The sequence below is a fragment of the Pseudomonas sp. GW821-FHT01D09 genome, from assembly GCF_059422465.1.
The window spans coordinates 253,901-268,798 of the sequence record NZ_JBWKWY010000005.1 but is presented as its reverse complement, the minus strand read 5'-3'; the positions used below and the strand labels follow the sequence as shown (position 1 = coordinate 268,798).

The following is a 14,898-nucleotide window of genomic DNA, read 5'->3' as shown; positions in this document are numbered from 1 at the left end:
GTTAGTGCGCGCCCAACTCGCGGATCGACAACTTCAGGCTCTCGAAGTCGTAGTCTGACAGGCCCACGTAATCCAGCACCAGATGGCCGATGCTGTCCCATTCATGGTCAACCACCTGGTTGCCCAGTACCCGATAGGACGCGCAGATATGCTCGGCCATCTTCAAAATTGCCAGCAGGTTTTTCAACGGGCTGTTGCGCGCCGACTCATCGCTGAAAATCGCCAGGGCGTTGTGGTGGTTGGCGATGGCGTTGGTCACATGCTCCGGCAGGCGCCAGGACTTGGCGGTGTAATAACCCACCACCGCATGGTTGGTATGGAACGCGCTGTTCTCGGTGTCGACCACCCGGCATTCGGGCCCCGCCTTGGCGTAGGCATCCTCCAGCACGTTCATGTAGTCGGGGAAGCGCTTGAGCATCAGCGGCACGCCACAATCATGGAACAGGCCCAGGGCGTAGGCTTCGTCCACCGCCTGGGAGCCGGTGCGCTTGGCCAGGGTCAGGCAGGTCATTGCCACATCCTGGGCGGTGTCCCAGAAACGGTTGAGGGTGACGATGGTGTCATCGCTCATCTCGCCCTTGATCGACTGGGCATTGATCAGGTTGACGATGGAGCGGCTGCCCAGCAGGTTGACTGCGCGTTGGATCGAGGCAATTTTGTTGCTCAGGCCGTAATACGGCGAGTTGACGATTTTCAACAACGAACCGGACAGGCCCGGGTCTTGGGAGATCAGCCGGGCAATCACTTCCAGGTCTGGATCGGGCATGTACTGCTCCATCTGCAAATCCACCATGATTTGCGGTTGGGGCGGCACGCTGATGCCTTGCAGGGCCTGCTGGATCTGTTCGGCGGAAAGCTCTTGGGACATAAATACACACTCTAGGCTAGGCGCGAATTCTAACCTCTAAGCAAAGCTGACCGACACCTCAAAAACCCGAACCGAACCGCGATCAAATGTGGGAGCTGGCTTGCCTGCGATTGCATCACCGCCGTACGTCAGATACACCGCGCCGTCTGCATCGCAGGCAAGCCAGCGCCCACATGAACCGGTGCGCAAAGGGTATACTCCCGCTCTTTTTTCCGGAGCGACGTCATGTCCCTGCCAAGCCTGCGTCTCAAAGCCAACGCCGATCGTCGTTTGCGCAACGGCCACCTGTGGGTCTACAGCAACGAAATCGACGTGGCCGCCACCCCACTCCACGGCTTCCAGGCAGGCGACCAGGCCATCCTCGAAGCGGCCGGCGGCAAGACCCTGGGCATCGTGGCCATGAGCCCGAACAACCTGATCTGCGCGCGCCTGCTGTCGCGCGACATCAAGTTGCCGTTGGACAAGTCGCTGCTGGTGCACCGCCTCAACGTCGCCCTGTCCCTGCGCGACCGCCTGTTCGACAAGCCGTTCTACCGCCTGGTCTACGGCGATTCCGACCTGTTACCGGGCCTGGTGGTCGACCGTTTTGGCGATATCCTGGTGGTACAGATCGCCTCGGCGACCATGGAAGCCCATAAAGAAGACGTGATCGCGGCCCTGACCCAAGTGCTCAAGCCCAGCGGCATCCTGTTCAAGAACGATTCCGCCGCGCGTGATGCCGAAGGCCTCAACCGCTACGTCGAAACCGTATTCGGCCTGGTGCCAGAGTGGGTCGCCCTGGAAGAAAACGGCGTGCAATTCGAGGCCCCGGTGATCCAGGGCCAGAAGACCGGCTGGTTCTACGACCACCGCATGAACCGCGCCCGCCTGGCCCCGTATGCCAAGGGCAAGCGCGTACTGGACCTGTACAGCTACATCGGCGGCTGGGGCGTGCAAGCCGCAGCGTTCGGTGCCAGTGAAGTGTTCTGCGTCGATGCCTCGGCCTTCGCCCTGGATGGCGTAGAGCGCAACGCCGCACTGAACGGCGTTGCCGAGAAAATGACCTGCATCGAAGGCGACGTGTTTGAAGCGTTGAAAGAACTGAAAGCCAGCGAAGAACGCTTCGACGTGATCGTCGCCGACCCACCGGCCTTCATCAAGCGCAAGAAAGACATGAAGAATGGCGAAGGCGCCTACCGTCGCCTGAACGAGCAAGCCATGCGCCTGCTCAGCAAGGACGGCATCCTGGTCAGCGCCTCGTGCTCCATGCACCTGCCCGAAGACGACCTGCAAAACATCCTGCTGACCAGCGCCCGCCACCTGGACCGCAATATCCAGATGCTCGAACGCGGCGGCCAGGGCCCGGACCACCCGGTGCACCCGGCGATTGCCGAGACGCGGTATATCAAGAGCATTACGTGCCGGTTGTTGCCCAATAGCTAAGTAACACGCAGAGCAAAGGTGGGAGTGGGCTTGCTTGCGATAGCGGTGTATCAGTTACAGATTTTTAATCTGTTACGCCGCTATCGCAGGCAAGCCAGCTCCCACCTTTTTTGCGCCGTGTCAGAAAGATTTTTCCTACTGTCGCCAGCCACGCACCCCCAGGAAATTTCCCTCAAAGGTTTTGATTGAATTCCACTTTTTGCAGACTAGTATCGGTTTCTGGCTTCACTGCGGAAAACAAAAACAATGTCTGACTCCACCTGCTCGCCCGTCCTCGATGGCCCAGCCAAACGCCAGTATCTTTCCCGCTTCACCCTCATCACCTGCATTGCCCTGATCAGCTTCTTCCCGATCAATATCCTGCTGCCTTCATTTCCGGCCCTCGCCGCCAGGTTCGACACGCCCAGCGCCAATGTCGCGCTGTCCATCAGCCTGTTTACCCTGGTCTTTTCGATCTCCCAACTGATCGCCGGCCCACTCTCGGATAAATGGGGGCGCAAGGAAGTCCTGCTTGGCTGCATCACACTGTCGATCCTGGGGGCGATAGGCTGCACGCTGGCACCGGACTACCTGACCTTCCTGCTGTTTCGCAGCGTGCAGGCCATGGGCTGTGGCTTCTTCGTGCTGGGCCACGCCCTGGTGGAGGACCTGTTCGAGGAGCAGGACCGGGCCCGCGTGCGCCTGTATTACATGACCCTGAGCGGCTCGTTCGTCGCTCTTTCACCGCTGATCGGCTCCTGGCTGCAAACCACCTTTGACTGGCAAGGCAGCTTCTACGGGTTCGCGGTGATGGCATTGGGCATGTTGATCCATGCGTTGTGCATCCTGCCGTCCAAGTCCGCCAGCCCCCATCGCGCATCGGTGTCGATCATCGCCACCTTGAAAGCCGTGGCCGGCAATCGGGACTTCCTGCGCTACTGGTGGATCGCCGCACTGGTGTTCGCCTGCTACTTCGCCTTGATCAGCGTCACACCGCTGATGTTCATGGATGGGCTGAAACTGTCCGAATACCAGTACGCCCTGGTGCTGATGGTCTACGGCGTGGCCTATCTGCTGGGCGGCGTGGCGGCCTCGTTTCTGCAAAAACGCATCTCGCTGGCCCGGCAAATCAATATCGGCCTGGGGTTACTGCTGGTGGCCGGTGTGCTACTGATGCTGATCGTCAGCCTGGATGCCATCACCACCATAACCCTGCTGATCCCGATGCTGATCAGCGCCCTGGCCGTGACCCTGGTGCGCCCGGCGGCCATTTCGGCGGCGATGCTGCTGTTCTCAAGCAGCGCGGGCACCGCCGCCTCGGCGGGCAACAGCATCATGTTCCTGACGGCCGCTATCAGCAGCGCCGCCCTTGCACAAACCGGAACGCATTTGCTGATGACCATTGCTGCAAGCTTTATCGTCTTCAGCCTCTGGGGCTGGCTGACAAATACGCGGGTCGGGCGATAAAGCCCCGGACATGCTTCTCGCCATTCCCTCCCGCCGCCAGCGGTGTAGAATCGACCCTATTCATCGCCAGTCATCCCCCGGCGGGTTTATGAGCTCAAGGCCAATGCGCACGGCGATCCCGTAGCGTTTGCGGCAACCTCCGGACACACGGCTATTTCTGAGTGTTCCAGACGTCAATAGAAGCTCACTCCCCTATTTAGTACCTGATTAGCCGCCCGGAGTGCTCCATGCCAGATTACCGCTCGAAAACATCCACCCATGGCCGCAACATGGCCGGCGCCCGCGCACTGTGGCGTGCCACGGGGATGAAAGATGACGACTTCAAGAAGCCGATCATCGCGATTGCCAACTCGTTCACCCAGTTCGTACCGGGCCACGTCCACCTCAAGGACCTGGGCCAACTGGTCGCCCGCGAGATCGAACGCGCTGGCGGCGTGGCCAAGGAATTCAACACCATCGCCGTGGATGACGGCATCGCCATGGGCCATGACGGCATGCTCTATTCCCTGCCGAGCCGCGAGATCATCGCCGACTCCGTGGAGTACATGGTCAACGCCCACTGCGCCGACGCCATCGTCTGCATCTCCAACTGCGACAAGATCACCCCTGGCATGCTGATGGCCGCCCTGCGCCTGAACATCCCGGTGATTTTCGTCTCCGGCGGGCCGATGGAAGCCGGCAAGACCAAGCTCGCCTCCCACGGCCTGGACCTGGTGGATGCCATGGTCATCGCCGCCGATTCCAGCGCTTCTGACGAGAAGGTTGCGGAATACGAGCGCAGCGCCTGCCCGACCTGCGGTTCGTGCTCCGGCATGTTCACCGCCAACTCGATGAACTGCCTGGTAGAAGCCCTGGGCCTGGCCTTGCCGGGCAACGGCTCCACACTGGCCACCCACAGCGACCGCGAACAGCTGTTTTTGCAGGCCGGCCGCACCATCGTCGAGCTGTGCAAGCGTTACTACACCGAGAACGACGAGTCGGTGTTGCCGCGCAATATCGCCAACTTCAAGGCCTTTGAAAACGCCATGACCCTGGATATCGCCATGGGCGGTTCCACCAACACCATCCTGCACTTGCTGGCCGCGGCGCAAGAAGCCGAGATCGACTTCGACCTGCGCGACATCGACCGCCTGTCCCGGCATGTGCCGCAGTTGTGCAAGGTCGCGCCGAACATCCAGAAGTACCACATGGAAGACGTGCACCGCGCCGGCGGGATCTTCTCGATCCTGGGCTCCCTGGCCCGTGGCGGCCTGTTGCACACCGACCTGCCGACCGTGCACAGCCCATCCCTGGCCGCAGGCATCGCCAAGTGGGACATCACCCAGACCAACGACGAAGCCGTGCACACCTTCTTCAAAGCGGGCCCGGCCGGCATTCCGACCCAGACGGCGTTCAGCCAGTCGACCCGTTGGGACACCCTGGACGACGACCGTGAAAACGGCTGCATCCGCAGTGTCGAACACGCCTACTCCAAGGAAGGCGGCCTGGCCGTGCTCTACGGCAACATCGCCCTCGACGGCTGCGTGGTGAAGACTGCCGGCGTGGATGAGTCGATCCATGTGTTCGAGGGTCGCGCCAAGATCTACGAAAGCCAGGACAGCTCGGTGCGCGGCATCCTCGCCGACGAAGTGAAAGAAGGCGACATCGTGATCATCCGCTACGAAGGCCCGAAAGGCGGCCCGGGTATGCAGGAAATGCTCTACCCGACCTCGTACCTGAAATCCAAGGGCCTGGGCAAAGCCTGCGCACTGCTGACCGACGGGCGTTTTTCCGGCGGTACTTCGGGCCTATCCATCGGCCATGCGTCGCCAGAAGCCGCTGCCGGTGGCGCGATTGGCCTGGTGCAGGATGGCGACAAGGTGCTGATCGACATTCCGAACCGCTCGATCAACCTGTTGATCAGCGACGAAGAACTGGCTGCACGCCGGGTCGAGCAGGACAAGAAAGGCTGGAAACCGGTGGAGAAGCGCCCGCGCAAAGTCACCACCGCCCTGAAAGCCTACGCCCTGCTGGCCACCAGCGCCGACAAGGGTGCGGTGCGCAACAAGGCCATGCTCGACGGCCTGTAAGCCCCGCCCATAAAAATGCCCCGCCAAGTGCGGGGCTTTTTTTGCCTACCGAAGATCAATGTGGGAGCTGGCTTGCCTGCGATGCAGACACCACGGTGTTCCTGATACACCGAAGTCGATGCCATCGCTGGCAAGCCAGCTCCTACAGGGTTACTGGATTTCGTCAGGCTTGACGATCACCCAGTTCTTATCCGCCGTCACCGGTAACCCTTCCTTGGCCTGGGCCGCAGCATGCTTGGCGATCATGCCGTTGAGCTGGGTCATGTACTTGTCCTTGCGGTTGATCCACAAGTGGATGCCACCCTTGGCCACGTCCACATCGTGAAATAGCATGTAGCCGTCGCTGGTAGGGGTGTCGCCGCCGACCAGGACCGGTTTTTTCCATTCGTCGATGTAGGTGAGGATCGCCGCGTGCTTGCCGGCCATCCAGGTTGCCGGGGTCCACAGGTAGGGGGTCAGCTCCAGACCCAGGTTGGCTTTTTCGTCGTATTTGCCGGCGCTGATCTGCTTGCGGGCGGTTGTCAGTTCGCCGGTCTGGCGGTCCTTGAGCAAGGTGGTGACGCCAATCACGTTCTGCGGCTTGACGTTGTAGCCGTACTTCGGATCCGAGGCGACCATGCGCACCAGCTCTTCAGAGGCCGCCGTCATCACATACACGTCGATGCCGTTTTCCATCAGCCTGTTGTACAACTCGGTCTGGCCGGTGAAGATTTTCGGCGGTTGCACCTCCATGTTCTTCACCACATCGCCTTCGAAGTAGGTGACCGGCACCGGCTTGCCGCTCGCCATCAGCTCATCGACGTAGCCCTTGAGTTCCTTGAGGGTAAAGCCTGAAAACACCTGGGCGACCCACGGGTAGCAGACCATGTCGTCCACTTCGCACAGGCGATAGTAGTAACTGAACAGACTTTCCTTATGGTCGGCGGTGTCTTTAAAGGGCATAAGCTTGAGCGAAGGATCGAGACTGTCGCGGGTGATCAGGCCTTTGTTTTCCATATACGGCAGCAGCGATTCTTCGAGGTCGAAGCGGTAGCTGGTGTTGTCCATGTCGAACACCGCGTAATTGCCCTGGTTGGCGTTGGCGGCGATCATTGCATTCAGTTGCTTGGCGGCGGGTGCCGGCCAGTGTTTCAACTCGGTGGCGGCCATGACCTGGCTGGCAAGCCCCAGGCATAGCGCGGCGGCAAACAGTCTCGGCGCAAGCTTCATGTGCGTTTTCTCCCTGAGTGAAAGGCCACAACGCTAGCAAATCCTTGTGACGGTTTCCGGCACCAGCACGACGGTCTGCGTCCTGATACCGCCACCCATTTATCTCTAGGCGCCGATCCCTTATTCCAAAAACGACAGTAGTCATTCCATAACGGTATTAAATCAATATATTTCAAGCTGTTAGGCTTTCCGGTTCGCAGTCGCACGCTCAGGCGACTGGCAGCCATTTACTTGGAGCTTCAATGAATCTGCCGCTGATTCTCAATTTGCTGGTGTTCCTGGCGTTATTGCTGGGCCTGGCCCAAACCCGTCACACCCACTGGAGCCTGGCCAAAAAGGTCCTGCTCGCACTGGTACTCGGGGTGGTGTTTGGTGGAGTGCTACACACCATTTACGGTGCCGGCCACCCGGTGCTCAAGGCCTCGATCAGTTGGTTCGACCTGGTGGGCAATGGTTATGTGCAACTGTTGCAGATGATCGTGATCCCGCTGGTGTTCGCCTCGATCCTCAGCGCCGTGGCCCGCCTGCATAACGCCGCGTCCCTGGGCAAGATCAGCTTCCTGACCATCGGCACGCTGCTGTTCACCACCGCCATCGCGGCGCTGATCGGTATCGGCCTGACCAACCTGTTCGGCCTCACCGCCGAAGGCCTGGTGGCCGGCACCCAGGAACTGGCGCGCCTGCAGGTGATCCAGAGTGACTATGCGGGCAAGGTCGCCGACCTGAATATCCCGCAGTTGCTGCTGTCGTTCATCCCGCAGAACCCGTTTGCCGACCTGGCCCGGGCCAAGCCGACGTCGATTATCAGTGTGGTGATCTTCGCTGCGTTCCTGGGGGTTGCCGCGCTGCAACTGCTCAAGGATGACGTGGAAAAAGGCCAGAAAGTGCTGAACGCCATCGACACCCTGCAAGCCTGGGTGATGCGCCTGGTGCGCCTGGTGATGAAGCTGACCCCCTACGGCGTGCTGGCGCTGATGACCAAAGTGGTCGCCAGCTCCAACCTGCAAGACATCATCAAGCTCGGCAGCTTTGTGCTGGTGTCTTACCTGGCGCTGGGGCTGATGTTTGTGGTCCACGGCCTGCTGCTGTCGCTGGCCGGGATCAACCCGCTGCGTTTCTTCCGCAAGGTATGGCCGGTGTTGACCTTTGCCTTCACCAGCCGCTCCAGCGCGGCGAGCATCCCGCTGAGCATCGAGGCGCAGACCCGCCGCCTGGGCATCCCGCAGTCCATCGCCAGCTTCGCCGCCTCGTTCGGCGCGACGATTGGCCAGAACGGCTGCGCCGGCCTGTACCCGGCGATGCTGGCCGTGATGGTGGCGCCGACCGTGGGCATCAACCCGCTCGACCCGCTATGGATCGCTACCCTGGTGGCAATCGTGACCCTGAGTTCGGCCGGTGTAGCCGGTGTGGGCGGCGGTGCGACGTTTGCCGCGCTGATCGTGCTGCCGGCCATGGGCCTGCCGGTGGCGTTGGTGGCGCTGCTGATTTCCGTGGAGCCGCTGATCGACATGGGCCGTACGGCGTTGAACGTCAACGGTTCGATGACGGCGGGGGCGATTACCAGCCAGATCATGCAGCAGACCGATAAAGAACGGCTCAATGCCGATGAGCACGCTGAGTTGGCGCAGGCCTGATAGAGCGCTATCGCGGGCAAGCCCGCTCCCACAGTTGAGTCACCATGTGGGAGCGGGCTTGCCCGCGATGCTTTTAGGCTTTTTCCCAGACTTCAAAGTTATAGGCCGGCTTGTCGCCTTCAGCCGGGTTCTGCACATTCGACACCAGCTTCCAATGGTTGGTATCAAACTCTGGAAACCACGCATCCCCTTGCGGGCTCAGCCCCACCCGCGTCAAATACAGGCGATCCGCCTGCTCCAGCCCCTGCGCATACAGCTGCGCGCCGCCGATCAACATCAGCTCGTCCACGCCCTGTTCCAGTGCCCAAGCCTCGGCGCGCGCAACGGCTGCATCGAGGGACGGAAAAACTTCCGCACCTTCGAGCACCAAATCGGTCTGACGGCTGACCACAATGTTCAAGCGACCCGGCAACGGTCGACCCAGGGAATCCCAGGTCTTGCGCCCCATGATGATCGGCTTGCCCAGGGTGGTAGCCTTGAAATATTTGAAATCCGCCGGCAAATGCCAGGGCATGCTGTTGTCGACGCCGATCACGCGGTTTTCACCGAGGGCTGCGATCAGGCTTAAAGGGAGAGTTTTTTTCATGGCGACGAGAATACCAGAGGCGCGGGCCAGGGGTTATGCTCCAGGCTCACTGACACAACAGGACGGCGCGTGACTGCTCTGACTCCCCTGCACACACTCTGGCTGACGGAAACCGTGCGCCTGCGTGAAGAACACGCCGGCCCCCTGGAAGACCATGAAGCCAATCGACTGGCCCGCAGCCACGGCGGCGACCTGCCGACGCGCATTCAAAACCGCGCGTTGTGGCTGGCCGAGCGTGACGGCCTGCGCGCCGCCCTGCTCCACTGGCTGCAAGGCGCACGCCTGGCGCTGATCGTGCTGATGGTGCTGGCCATCGTCAGCGGCGCTGGCCTGGCCTTCGCCGCCCTGGGCAACGGCCTGGCCCCGGTCAATGTGTTCTGGGCCCTGGGCAGCCTGCTGGGCTTGAACCTGATCCTGCTGCTGAGCTGGGCCCTGGGCCTATTGTTTGCCGGCGAACACAGCGCCAGCCTCGGCCGCCTGTGGTTATGGCTCAGCGAAAAGCTCGCCCGCGATGCCAAGGCCGCACAACTGGCGCCAGCGCTGTTGTTGTTGCTGCAGCGCCAGAAGCTCAACCGCTGGGCGGTGGGCGTGCTGGTCAATGGCCTGTGGCTGCTGGCGCTGTGCAGCGCGCTAGTGATCCTGCTGACCTTGATGGCCACCCGGCGCTACGGGTTTGTCTGGGAAACCACCCTTCTCGGCGCCGACACCTTTGTCAGCGTGACTCAGGCCCTGGGCAGCCTGCCTGCGCTGCTGGGTTTTAGCGTACCGACCGTGGAGATGATCCGCGCCAGCGGCGACTCGGCGCTGACTCTCGAAAGCGCCCGCCAGGCCTGGGCTGCGTGGTTGGTGGGGGTGTTGCTGGTCTATGGCCTGCTGCCCCGGCTGATCCTCGCGGTGCTGTGCCTATGGCGCTGGCAACGCGGGCGCGCTGCCTTGGCCCTGGACCTCAACCTGCCCGGCTACGCCCACTTGCGCGAAGCCTTGATGCCCAGCAGCGAACGCCTGGGCGTCAACGATGCCGCGCCAGAGCAGTTGCACCACGTCAGCGGCGGCGCCAGCGAACTGCACAGCGATGGCGCGCTGCTGGTGGCCATCGAACTGGACGACCAGCGTCCCTGGCCGCCCAAACTGCCGGCCACGGTCAAGGACGCCGGTATCCTCGACAGCCGCGAATCGCGCCACACACTGCTGGAGCAACTGACTCGCTTCCCGCCGGCGCGCCTGGTGATCGCCTGCGACCCACGCCGCTCGCCGGATCGCGGCAGCCTGGCGCTGATCGGCGAACTGGCCCGCAGCGCCAGCGCTACCCGGGTCTGGCTGCTGCAAGCACCGCCCGGCCAGGCACTGGATGCCGAGCGCCTCGGTGATTGGCACACGGCCTTACAGCAACTGGATCTCCCCTTCGCCGACTGCGCGCCGCTCACTTGGTTGGAGACCGGTCATGACTAAACCCCTGAAACTGGCGGTGGTCGGCCACACCAACGTCGGCAAGACCTCGCTGCTGCGCACCCTGACCCGGGACGTGGGCTTTGGCGAGGTGTCCCACCGCCCCAGCACCACCCGACATGTCGAAGGCGCGCGCCTGTCAGTCGACGGCGAGGCCTTGCTGGAGCTGTACGACACCCCGGGCCTGGAAGATGCCATCGCCCTGCTCGACTACCTGGAGCGCCTCGACCGCCCCGGCGAACGCCTCGACGGCCCGGCCCGCCTCGCTCGTTTCCTTGAAGGCAGCGAAGCCCGCCAGCGCTTTGAACAGGAGGCCAAGGTGCTGCGCCAGTTATTGGCGTCCGACGCCGGCCTGTACGTGATCGATGCGCGGGAGCCGGTGCTGGCCAAATACCGCGACGAGCTGCAAGTGCTGGCCAGTTGCGGCAAACCGCTGCTGCCGGTGCTCAACTTTGTCAGCAGCAGCGACCACCGCGAGCCGGATTGGCGCGAAGCCCTGGCCCGCCTGGGCCTGCATGCGCTGGTGCGCTTTGACAGCGTGGCGCCCCCCGAAGATGGCGAGCGGCGGTTGTATGAAAGCCTGGCCCTGTTGCTGGAAAGCGCACGGCCACAGCTGGAACGGCTGATCCTCGACCAGGAGGCTCAGCGCCAGGCGCGCCAGCAAAGCGCCGCACGCCTGATCGCCGAGCTGCTGATCGATTGCGCCGCGTGTCGGCGCAGCGTGGTCACCGAGGATGAACAGCAAGCCATCAGCGATCTGCGCAAGGCCGTGCGCCAGCGCGAACAACGTTGCGTCGAGGCCCTGCTCAAACTCTACGGCTTCCGCCCGCAAGACGCCGCCGCCAGCGACCTGCCCTTGCTGGACGGGCGTTGGGGCGATGATTTGTTCAACCCCGAAACCCTCAAGCAACTGGGGGTGCGGGTCGGCGGCGGGATTGCCGCGGGGGCCGCCGCCGGGGCGGGTGTGGACTTGCTGGTCGGCGGCCTGACCCTGGGCGCCGCCGCCCTGGCCGGGGCGATTGCCGGCGGCGCGCTGCAAACCGCACGCAGCTACGGCAGCCGTCTGCTGGGCAAGATCAAGGGCCAGCGCGAACTGACCGTGGATGACAGCGTATTGCGCCTGTTGGCCCTGCGCCAGCGCCAGTTGCTCAAGGCCCTGAACCTGCGCGGGCATGCGGCGCTGCACAGCATCAAGGTCGATACCCCGCAGGACAAGAGCTGGCGCGAAGGCAAGCTGCCCGACGCCCTGCACAAGGCGCGCGCCCATCCGCAATGGTCGTCCCTCAACCCTCACCCAAGGTTGAGCCAGGCCGAGCGCCAGGAACAGATCCAAGCCCTGGCCCAGCGCCTGGACGAGGCCTAAGCCGCCAGCAAGTGCCGGGCCTTGGCCTTTAACACCTCAAGGTCGAGCAGCGGCACGTGCATTGCCTTGGCCTGTTCATCCCAGTGGCGCATGCGCAGGCTCACCGCACACAGCGGGTCCTGCTCAAACACACGGGCCTCGTCGGCTGTCATCACCCCGCCCTGGTAACCCAGGGTGCGGCGGCTGGCCTCGCTCAAACGCGCGTAATAGTCCGGCTGACTGAAGGTCAGGTAGCGCTTGGCCTGCACGTGGTACTCCACCAGTTTCGCCAGGCGCTCGCTGAACCCGGCACGCCGCAAGTAATCGGCGCCCAGGCGTTCGTGGCTGACCACGCCGTAGCCGCCCATATTCGCGCCACCCTGGCCGCAAAGATGCCCGATATCATGGAAGAACGCCGCCAGCACCACTTCATCGTCGAAGCCCTCGGCCATGGCCAGTTGCGCGGCCTGGGACATATGCTCGATCTGCGACACCGGCTCGCCGATGTAGTCGGCGGCACCATGCTGTTCGTACAGGCCGAAGACTTCGGCGACTACCTGCTCAGCGTTCATCACGCCTCCCCCCACAGTTCAGTGATAGCGCGCTCGGCCAGCGCCGGCCCCACGCTCATGCCCACGCCAGTGTGCATCAAGGCCACTCTGACCCCGTCGGCGGCGCGCAGGAACGAAAACGGCGCCGGCCCACGGGCACCATAGACGCCTTGCCAGCGCTCCACGACCTGGATCGGGCAGCCCAGGGTCTGTTCTGCCAGTTCGATCATCCAGTTGTCCACCTGTTCGCCGTTGAACGGCGATGGATCGCTGCCGTAATGGTGGGAATCGCCGATGATCAACTCGCCATGGGGCGTCGGGCTGATCAACAGGTGGATGCCATGCTCATGCAGGTGCGGCGTGTCGCGCAGAATCTGCGCCTGCACCGGCGCCGCTTCCGGCAAGTCGGCGAAGGCGCCGTAGTGCACGCAGCTCAGGCCGGTCAGCAGCGCGTGCTGCAGGTTCAAGTCGACCTTGGGCCGGGCACGGAGCATTTGCAGTTGGCAGATTTGCGGCTGGAGTGCGGCGATCTGCTCGGCCAGCAGGGTCTGGTAGTCGTGGCCGGAGCACACGATGATCTGCTTGCCACGAAAGCTGCCAGCGGTGCTGTGCACCTGGCCCGGTTCGATATCGCGTACCAGGGTGGAGAAGTGGAACTCCACCTTGAGTTCGCGGTGCAGGTAGTTGATCAGCGCGGGGAGTGCTTGGCGTGAATACAGCTGCTGATCGTCCAGGCCGTGCAGCGCGGCGCGATGATGGCGAAACTGGCCGCCATACAGATCATGCAGCGCGGCGCCTTGCAGCAGGTTGACGCGGTAGCCATGCGCCTTGGCGCGCCCGGCGCAAAAAGCCTCCAGCAGGTGTTCTTCGGCTTCGGTGCGGGCAAACAGGTAGGAGCCATTGCGCTTGAGTGGCAGGTTTGCCAGTTGTGCCCATTGGCCCCAGATCTCACGGCTTTGCCGGGCCAGGTCGAGCATCTGCCCGGGCGGTTGGCCGGTGACCAGGGCCTGGCCGAAGTTACGCACCGAGGCGCCCAGGGGCGTGGAGGTGCGCTCGAACACCTTGACCCTGAGGCCGCGTTTGGCGGCGGCGTAGGCGTGGGACAGGCCGAGGATGCCGGCGCCGATGATCAGTAGGTCGCTGTGGTGTGTCATTAAGTGATGTCCTGAATTTGAGGCCGCTATCGCCGGCAAGCCAGCTCCCACATTTGAATGTATTCACAGATCAACATGTGGGAGCTGGCTTGCCGGCGATGAGGCCATCAGCCCCAACGAATATTATTGACCTGCCACTTTCTCCGACTTGCCGTCATAGCGCTTGCGCCACTCAGCCAGGATGCTGTCGCGGTTCTTCGAGGCCCAGGCAAAGTCGTTTTTGATCAGGCGCTGCTCATAGTCCGCCGGCAATTCGGTCTGCGGCTTGGCAATGCCCGGCTGGGCCAGCACCGCGAAATTCTCCTTGTACAACTCCATCGCGGCGGGGCTGGCAGAGAAGTCGGCGAGTTTCTGCGCCGCCTCCTGGTGCGCCGTGCCCTTGATCAGCGCCGTGGCTTCGATATCCCAGCCCAGGCCTTCCTTGGGCAATACGATATCCAGTGGCGCGCCCTGGCGCTTCAACTGCACCGCCGGGTATTCAAAGGAGATACCGATCGGGAACTCCCCGGACGCCGCCAACTTGCACGGCTTGGAACCGGAGTGCACGTACTGGCCGATGTTCTGGTGCAGGTCATCCATGTACTGCCAGCCCTGCTTCTCGCCGAAGGTCTGCAACCAGGCGCTGACGTCAAGAAAGCCGGTGCCGGATGACGCCGGGTTCGGCATGACGATCTTGCCCTTGTACTCAGGCTTGGTCAGGTCCTGCCAGCTGATCGGCTTGCTCAGGCCCCGTTTCTCGGCTTCGACGGTGTTGAAGCAGATGGTCGCGGCCCACACGTCCATGCCGACCCAGGCCGGTGGGTTGGCGGCGTCGCGGTAGTTCTTGCCGATCTTGTCCAGATCCTTGGGCGCGTAGCTTTGCAGCATGCCCTGCTGATCGAGGATCGCCAGGCTGGACGCCGCCAGGCCCCACACGGCATCGGCTTGCGGGCGGGCTTTTTCCGCCAGCAGCTTGGCCGTGATGATGCCGGTGGAGTCGCGCACCCACTTGATCTCGACGTCCGGGTTGGCCGCCTCGAAGGCTTTTTTGTAGGTCTTCAACTGCTCGGCCTCAAGGGCCGTGTACACGGTCAACTCGGTCTTGGCAGCAAAGGCATTGAGGCTGAACGCGGTAAGCACAGCAGCGGCGAGGGCCAGGGGCTTGAACATGGTGCGTGTCCTTGTGGGGGGC

Annotated in this window: 12 protein-coding genes; 6 read left to right on the top strand and 6 right to left on the bottom strand. The window is 62.7% G+C overall.

The genetic code is table 11. From position 1 onward, the window contains the following. Position 1: 1 nt before the first annotated feature. A complete protein-coding gene (locus AC07W7_RS08400) occupies positions 2 to 814 on the bottom strand; it encodes an HDOD domain-containing protein (protein WP_495039095.1) in 813 nt (270 codons plus the stop codon). Positions 815 to 1,093: 279 nt separating this feature from the next. On the opposite strand from AC07W7_RS08400, the gene AC07W7_RS08395 reads away from it, so the two are divergent. From AC07W7_RS08395 to ilvD, 3 genes are all read left to right on the top strand, one after another. Continuing rightward, positions 1,094 to 2,290, top strand: a complete 1,197-nt coding sequence (locus AC07W7_RS08395) for a class I SAM-dependent rRNA methyltransferase (protein ID WP_057960898.1) — start codon at positions 1,094 to 1,096, stop codon at positions 2,288 to 2,290. A gap of 246 nt (positions 2,291 to 2,536) precedes the next feature. After that, positions 2,537 to 3,736: an MFS transporter gene (locus AC07W7_RS08390; RefSeq protein WP_495039085.1), complete on the top strand. Its 1,200-nt coding sequence runs from the start codon at positions 2,537 to 2,539 to the stop codon at positions 3,734 to 3,736. Positions 3,737 to 3,963: 227 nt separating this feature from the next. Continuing rightward, on the top strand, positions 3,964 to 5,805 hold the full coding sequence (ilvD, locus tag AC07W7_RS08385) for a dihydroxy-acid dehydratase (RefSeq protein WP_076963136.1): 1,842 nt from the start codon (positions 3,964 to 3,966) through the stop codon (positions 5,803 to 5,805). A 150-nt stretch (positions 5,806 to 5,955) separates the two neighbouring features. On the opposite strand, the gene AC07W7_RS08380 is transcribed toward ilvD, so the two are convergent. Then, on the bottom strand, positions 5,956 to 7,014 hold the full coding sequence (locus AC07W7_RS08380; protein WP_413469164.1) for an HAD family hydrolase: 1,059 nt from the start codon (positions 7,012 to 7,014) through the stop codon (positions 5,956 to 5,958). Positions 7,015 to 7,256: 242 nt separating this feature from the next. Here AC07W7_RS08380 and AC07W7_RS08375 point away from each other — a divergent pair, with 242 nt between their 5' ends. Further along, positions 7,257 to 8,648 (top strand): L-cystine transporter, encoded by a 1,392-nt coding sequence (locus AC07W7_RS08375; protein WP_076963134.1) that lies wholly within the window; start codon positions 7,257 to 7,259, stop codon positions 8,646 to 8,648. Positions 8,649 to 8,721: 73 nt separating this feature from the next. Here the strand turns inward: AC07W7_RS08375 and AC07W7_RS08370 are convergent, their stop codons facing one another. After that, entirely contained in the window at positions 8,722 to 9,234 is a 513-nt protein-coding gene (locus AC07W7_RS08370) for a dihydrofolate reductase (protein ID WP_076963133.1), read from the bottom strand. Positions 9,235 to 9,303: 69 nt separating this feature from the next. On the opposite strand from AC07W7_RS08370, the gene AC07W7_RS08365 reads away from it, so the two are divergent. Then, positions 9,304 to 10,683 carry a DUF2868 domain-containing protein gene (locus AC07W7_RS08365; protein ID WP_495039084.1) on the top strand — a complete coding sequence of 460 codons (1,380 nt, stop codon included), beginning with the start codon at positions 9,304 to 9,306 and terminating at the stop codon, positions 10,681 to 10,683. Further along, positions 10,676 to 12,043 carry a DUF3482 domain-containing protein gene (locus AC07W7_RS08360; protein WP_495039083.1) on the top strand — a complete coding sequence of 456 codons (1,368 nt, stop codon included), beginning with the start codon at positions 10,676 to 10,678 and terminating at the stop codon, positions 12,041 to 12,043. The genes AC07W7_RS08365 and AC07W7_RS08360 overlap by 8 nt, the downstream gene beginning before the upstream one ends. On the opposite strand, the gene AC07W7_RS08355 is transcribed toward AC07W7_RS08360, so the two are convergent. The 3 genes from AC07W7_RS08355 to AC07W7_RS08345 all read right to left on the bottom strand — a co-directional run bounded on the left by AC07W7_RS08355 (position 12,040) and on the right by AC07W7_RS08345 (position 14,876). Further along, positions 12,040 to 12,594 carry a phosphonate degradation HD-domain oxygenase gene (locus tag AC07W7_RS08355; protein WP_495039082.1) on the bottom strand — a complete coding sequence of 185 codons (555 nt, stop codon included), beginning with the start codon at positions 12,592 to 12,594 and terminating at the stop codon, positions 12,040 to 12,042. The genes AC07W7_RS08360 and AC07W7_RS08355 overlap by 4 nt on opposite strands. Further along, complete coding sequence (locus tag AC07W7_RS08350; RefSeq protein WP_495039081.1) at positions 12,594 to 13,727, bottom strand: TIGR03364 family FAD-dependent oxidoreductase; 1,134 nt, start codon at positions 13,725 to 13,727, stop codon at positions 12,594 to 12,596. The genes AC07W7_RS08355 and AC07W7_RS08350 overlap by 1 nt, the downstream gene beginning before the upstream one ends. 123 nt (positions 13,728 to 13,850) lie before the next feature. Then, complete coding sequence (locus AC07W7_RS08345) at positions 13,851 to 14,876, bottom strand: putative 2-aminoethylphosphonate ABC transporter substrate-binding protein (RefSeq protein ID WP_495039080.1); 1,026 nt, start codon at positions 14,874 to 14,876, stop codon at positions 13,851 to 13,853. Positions 14,877 to 14,898 lie beyond the last annotated feature (22 nt).

Excerpts from the sequence above, each read along its gene's own strand:
- AC07W7_RS08360 (WP_495039083.1), top strand. The coding sequence starts at position 10,676 with ATGACTAAACCCCTGAAACTGGCGGTGGTCGGCCACACCAACGTCGGC.
- AC07W7_RS08380 (WP_413469164.1), bottom strand. The coding sequence starts at position 7,014 with ATGAAGCTTGCGCCGAGACTGTTTGCCGCCGCGCTATGCCTGGGGCTT.
- AC07W7_RS08375 (WP_076963134.1), top strand. The coding sequence starts at position 7,257 with ATGAATCTGCCGCTGATTCTCAATTTGCTGGTGTTCCTGGCGTTATTG.
- AC07W7_RS08350 (WP_495039081.1), bottom strand. The coding sequence starts at position 13,727 with ATGACACACCACAGCGACCTACTGATCATCGGCGCCGGCATCCTCGGC.
- AC07W7_RS08355 (WP_495039082.1), bottom strand. The coding sequence starts at position 12,594 with ATGAACGCTGAGCAGGTAGTCGCCGAAGTCTTCGGCCTGTACGAACAG.
- AC07W7_RS08345 (WP_495039080.1), bottom strand. The coding sequence starts at position 14,876 with ATGTTCAAGCCCCTGGCCCTCGCCGCTGCTGTGCTTACCGCGTTCAGC.
- ilvD (WP_076963136.1), top strand. The coding sequence starts at position 3,964 with ATGCCAGATTACCGCTCGAAAACATCCACCCATGGCCGCAACATGGCC.
- AC07W7_RS08370 (WP_076963133.1), bottom strand. The coding sequence starts at position 9,234 with ATGAAAAAAACTCTCCCTTTAAGCCTGATCGCAGCCCTCGGTGAAAAC.
- AC07W7_RS08390 (WP_495039085.1), top strand. The coding sequence starts at position 2,537 with ATGTCTGACTCCACCTGCTCGCCCGTCCTCGATGGCCCAGCCAAACGC.
- AC07W7_RS08395 (WP_057960898.1), top strand. The coding sequence starts at position 1,094 with ATGTCCCTGCCAAGCCTGCGTCTCAAAGCCAACGCCGATCGTCGTTTG.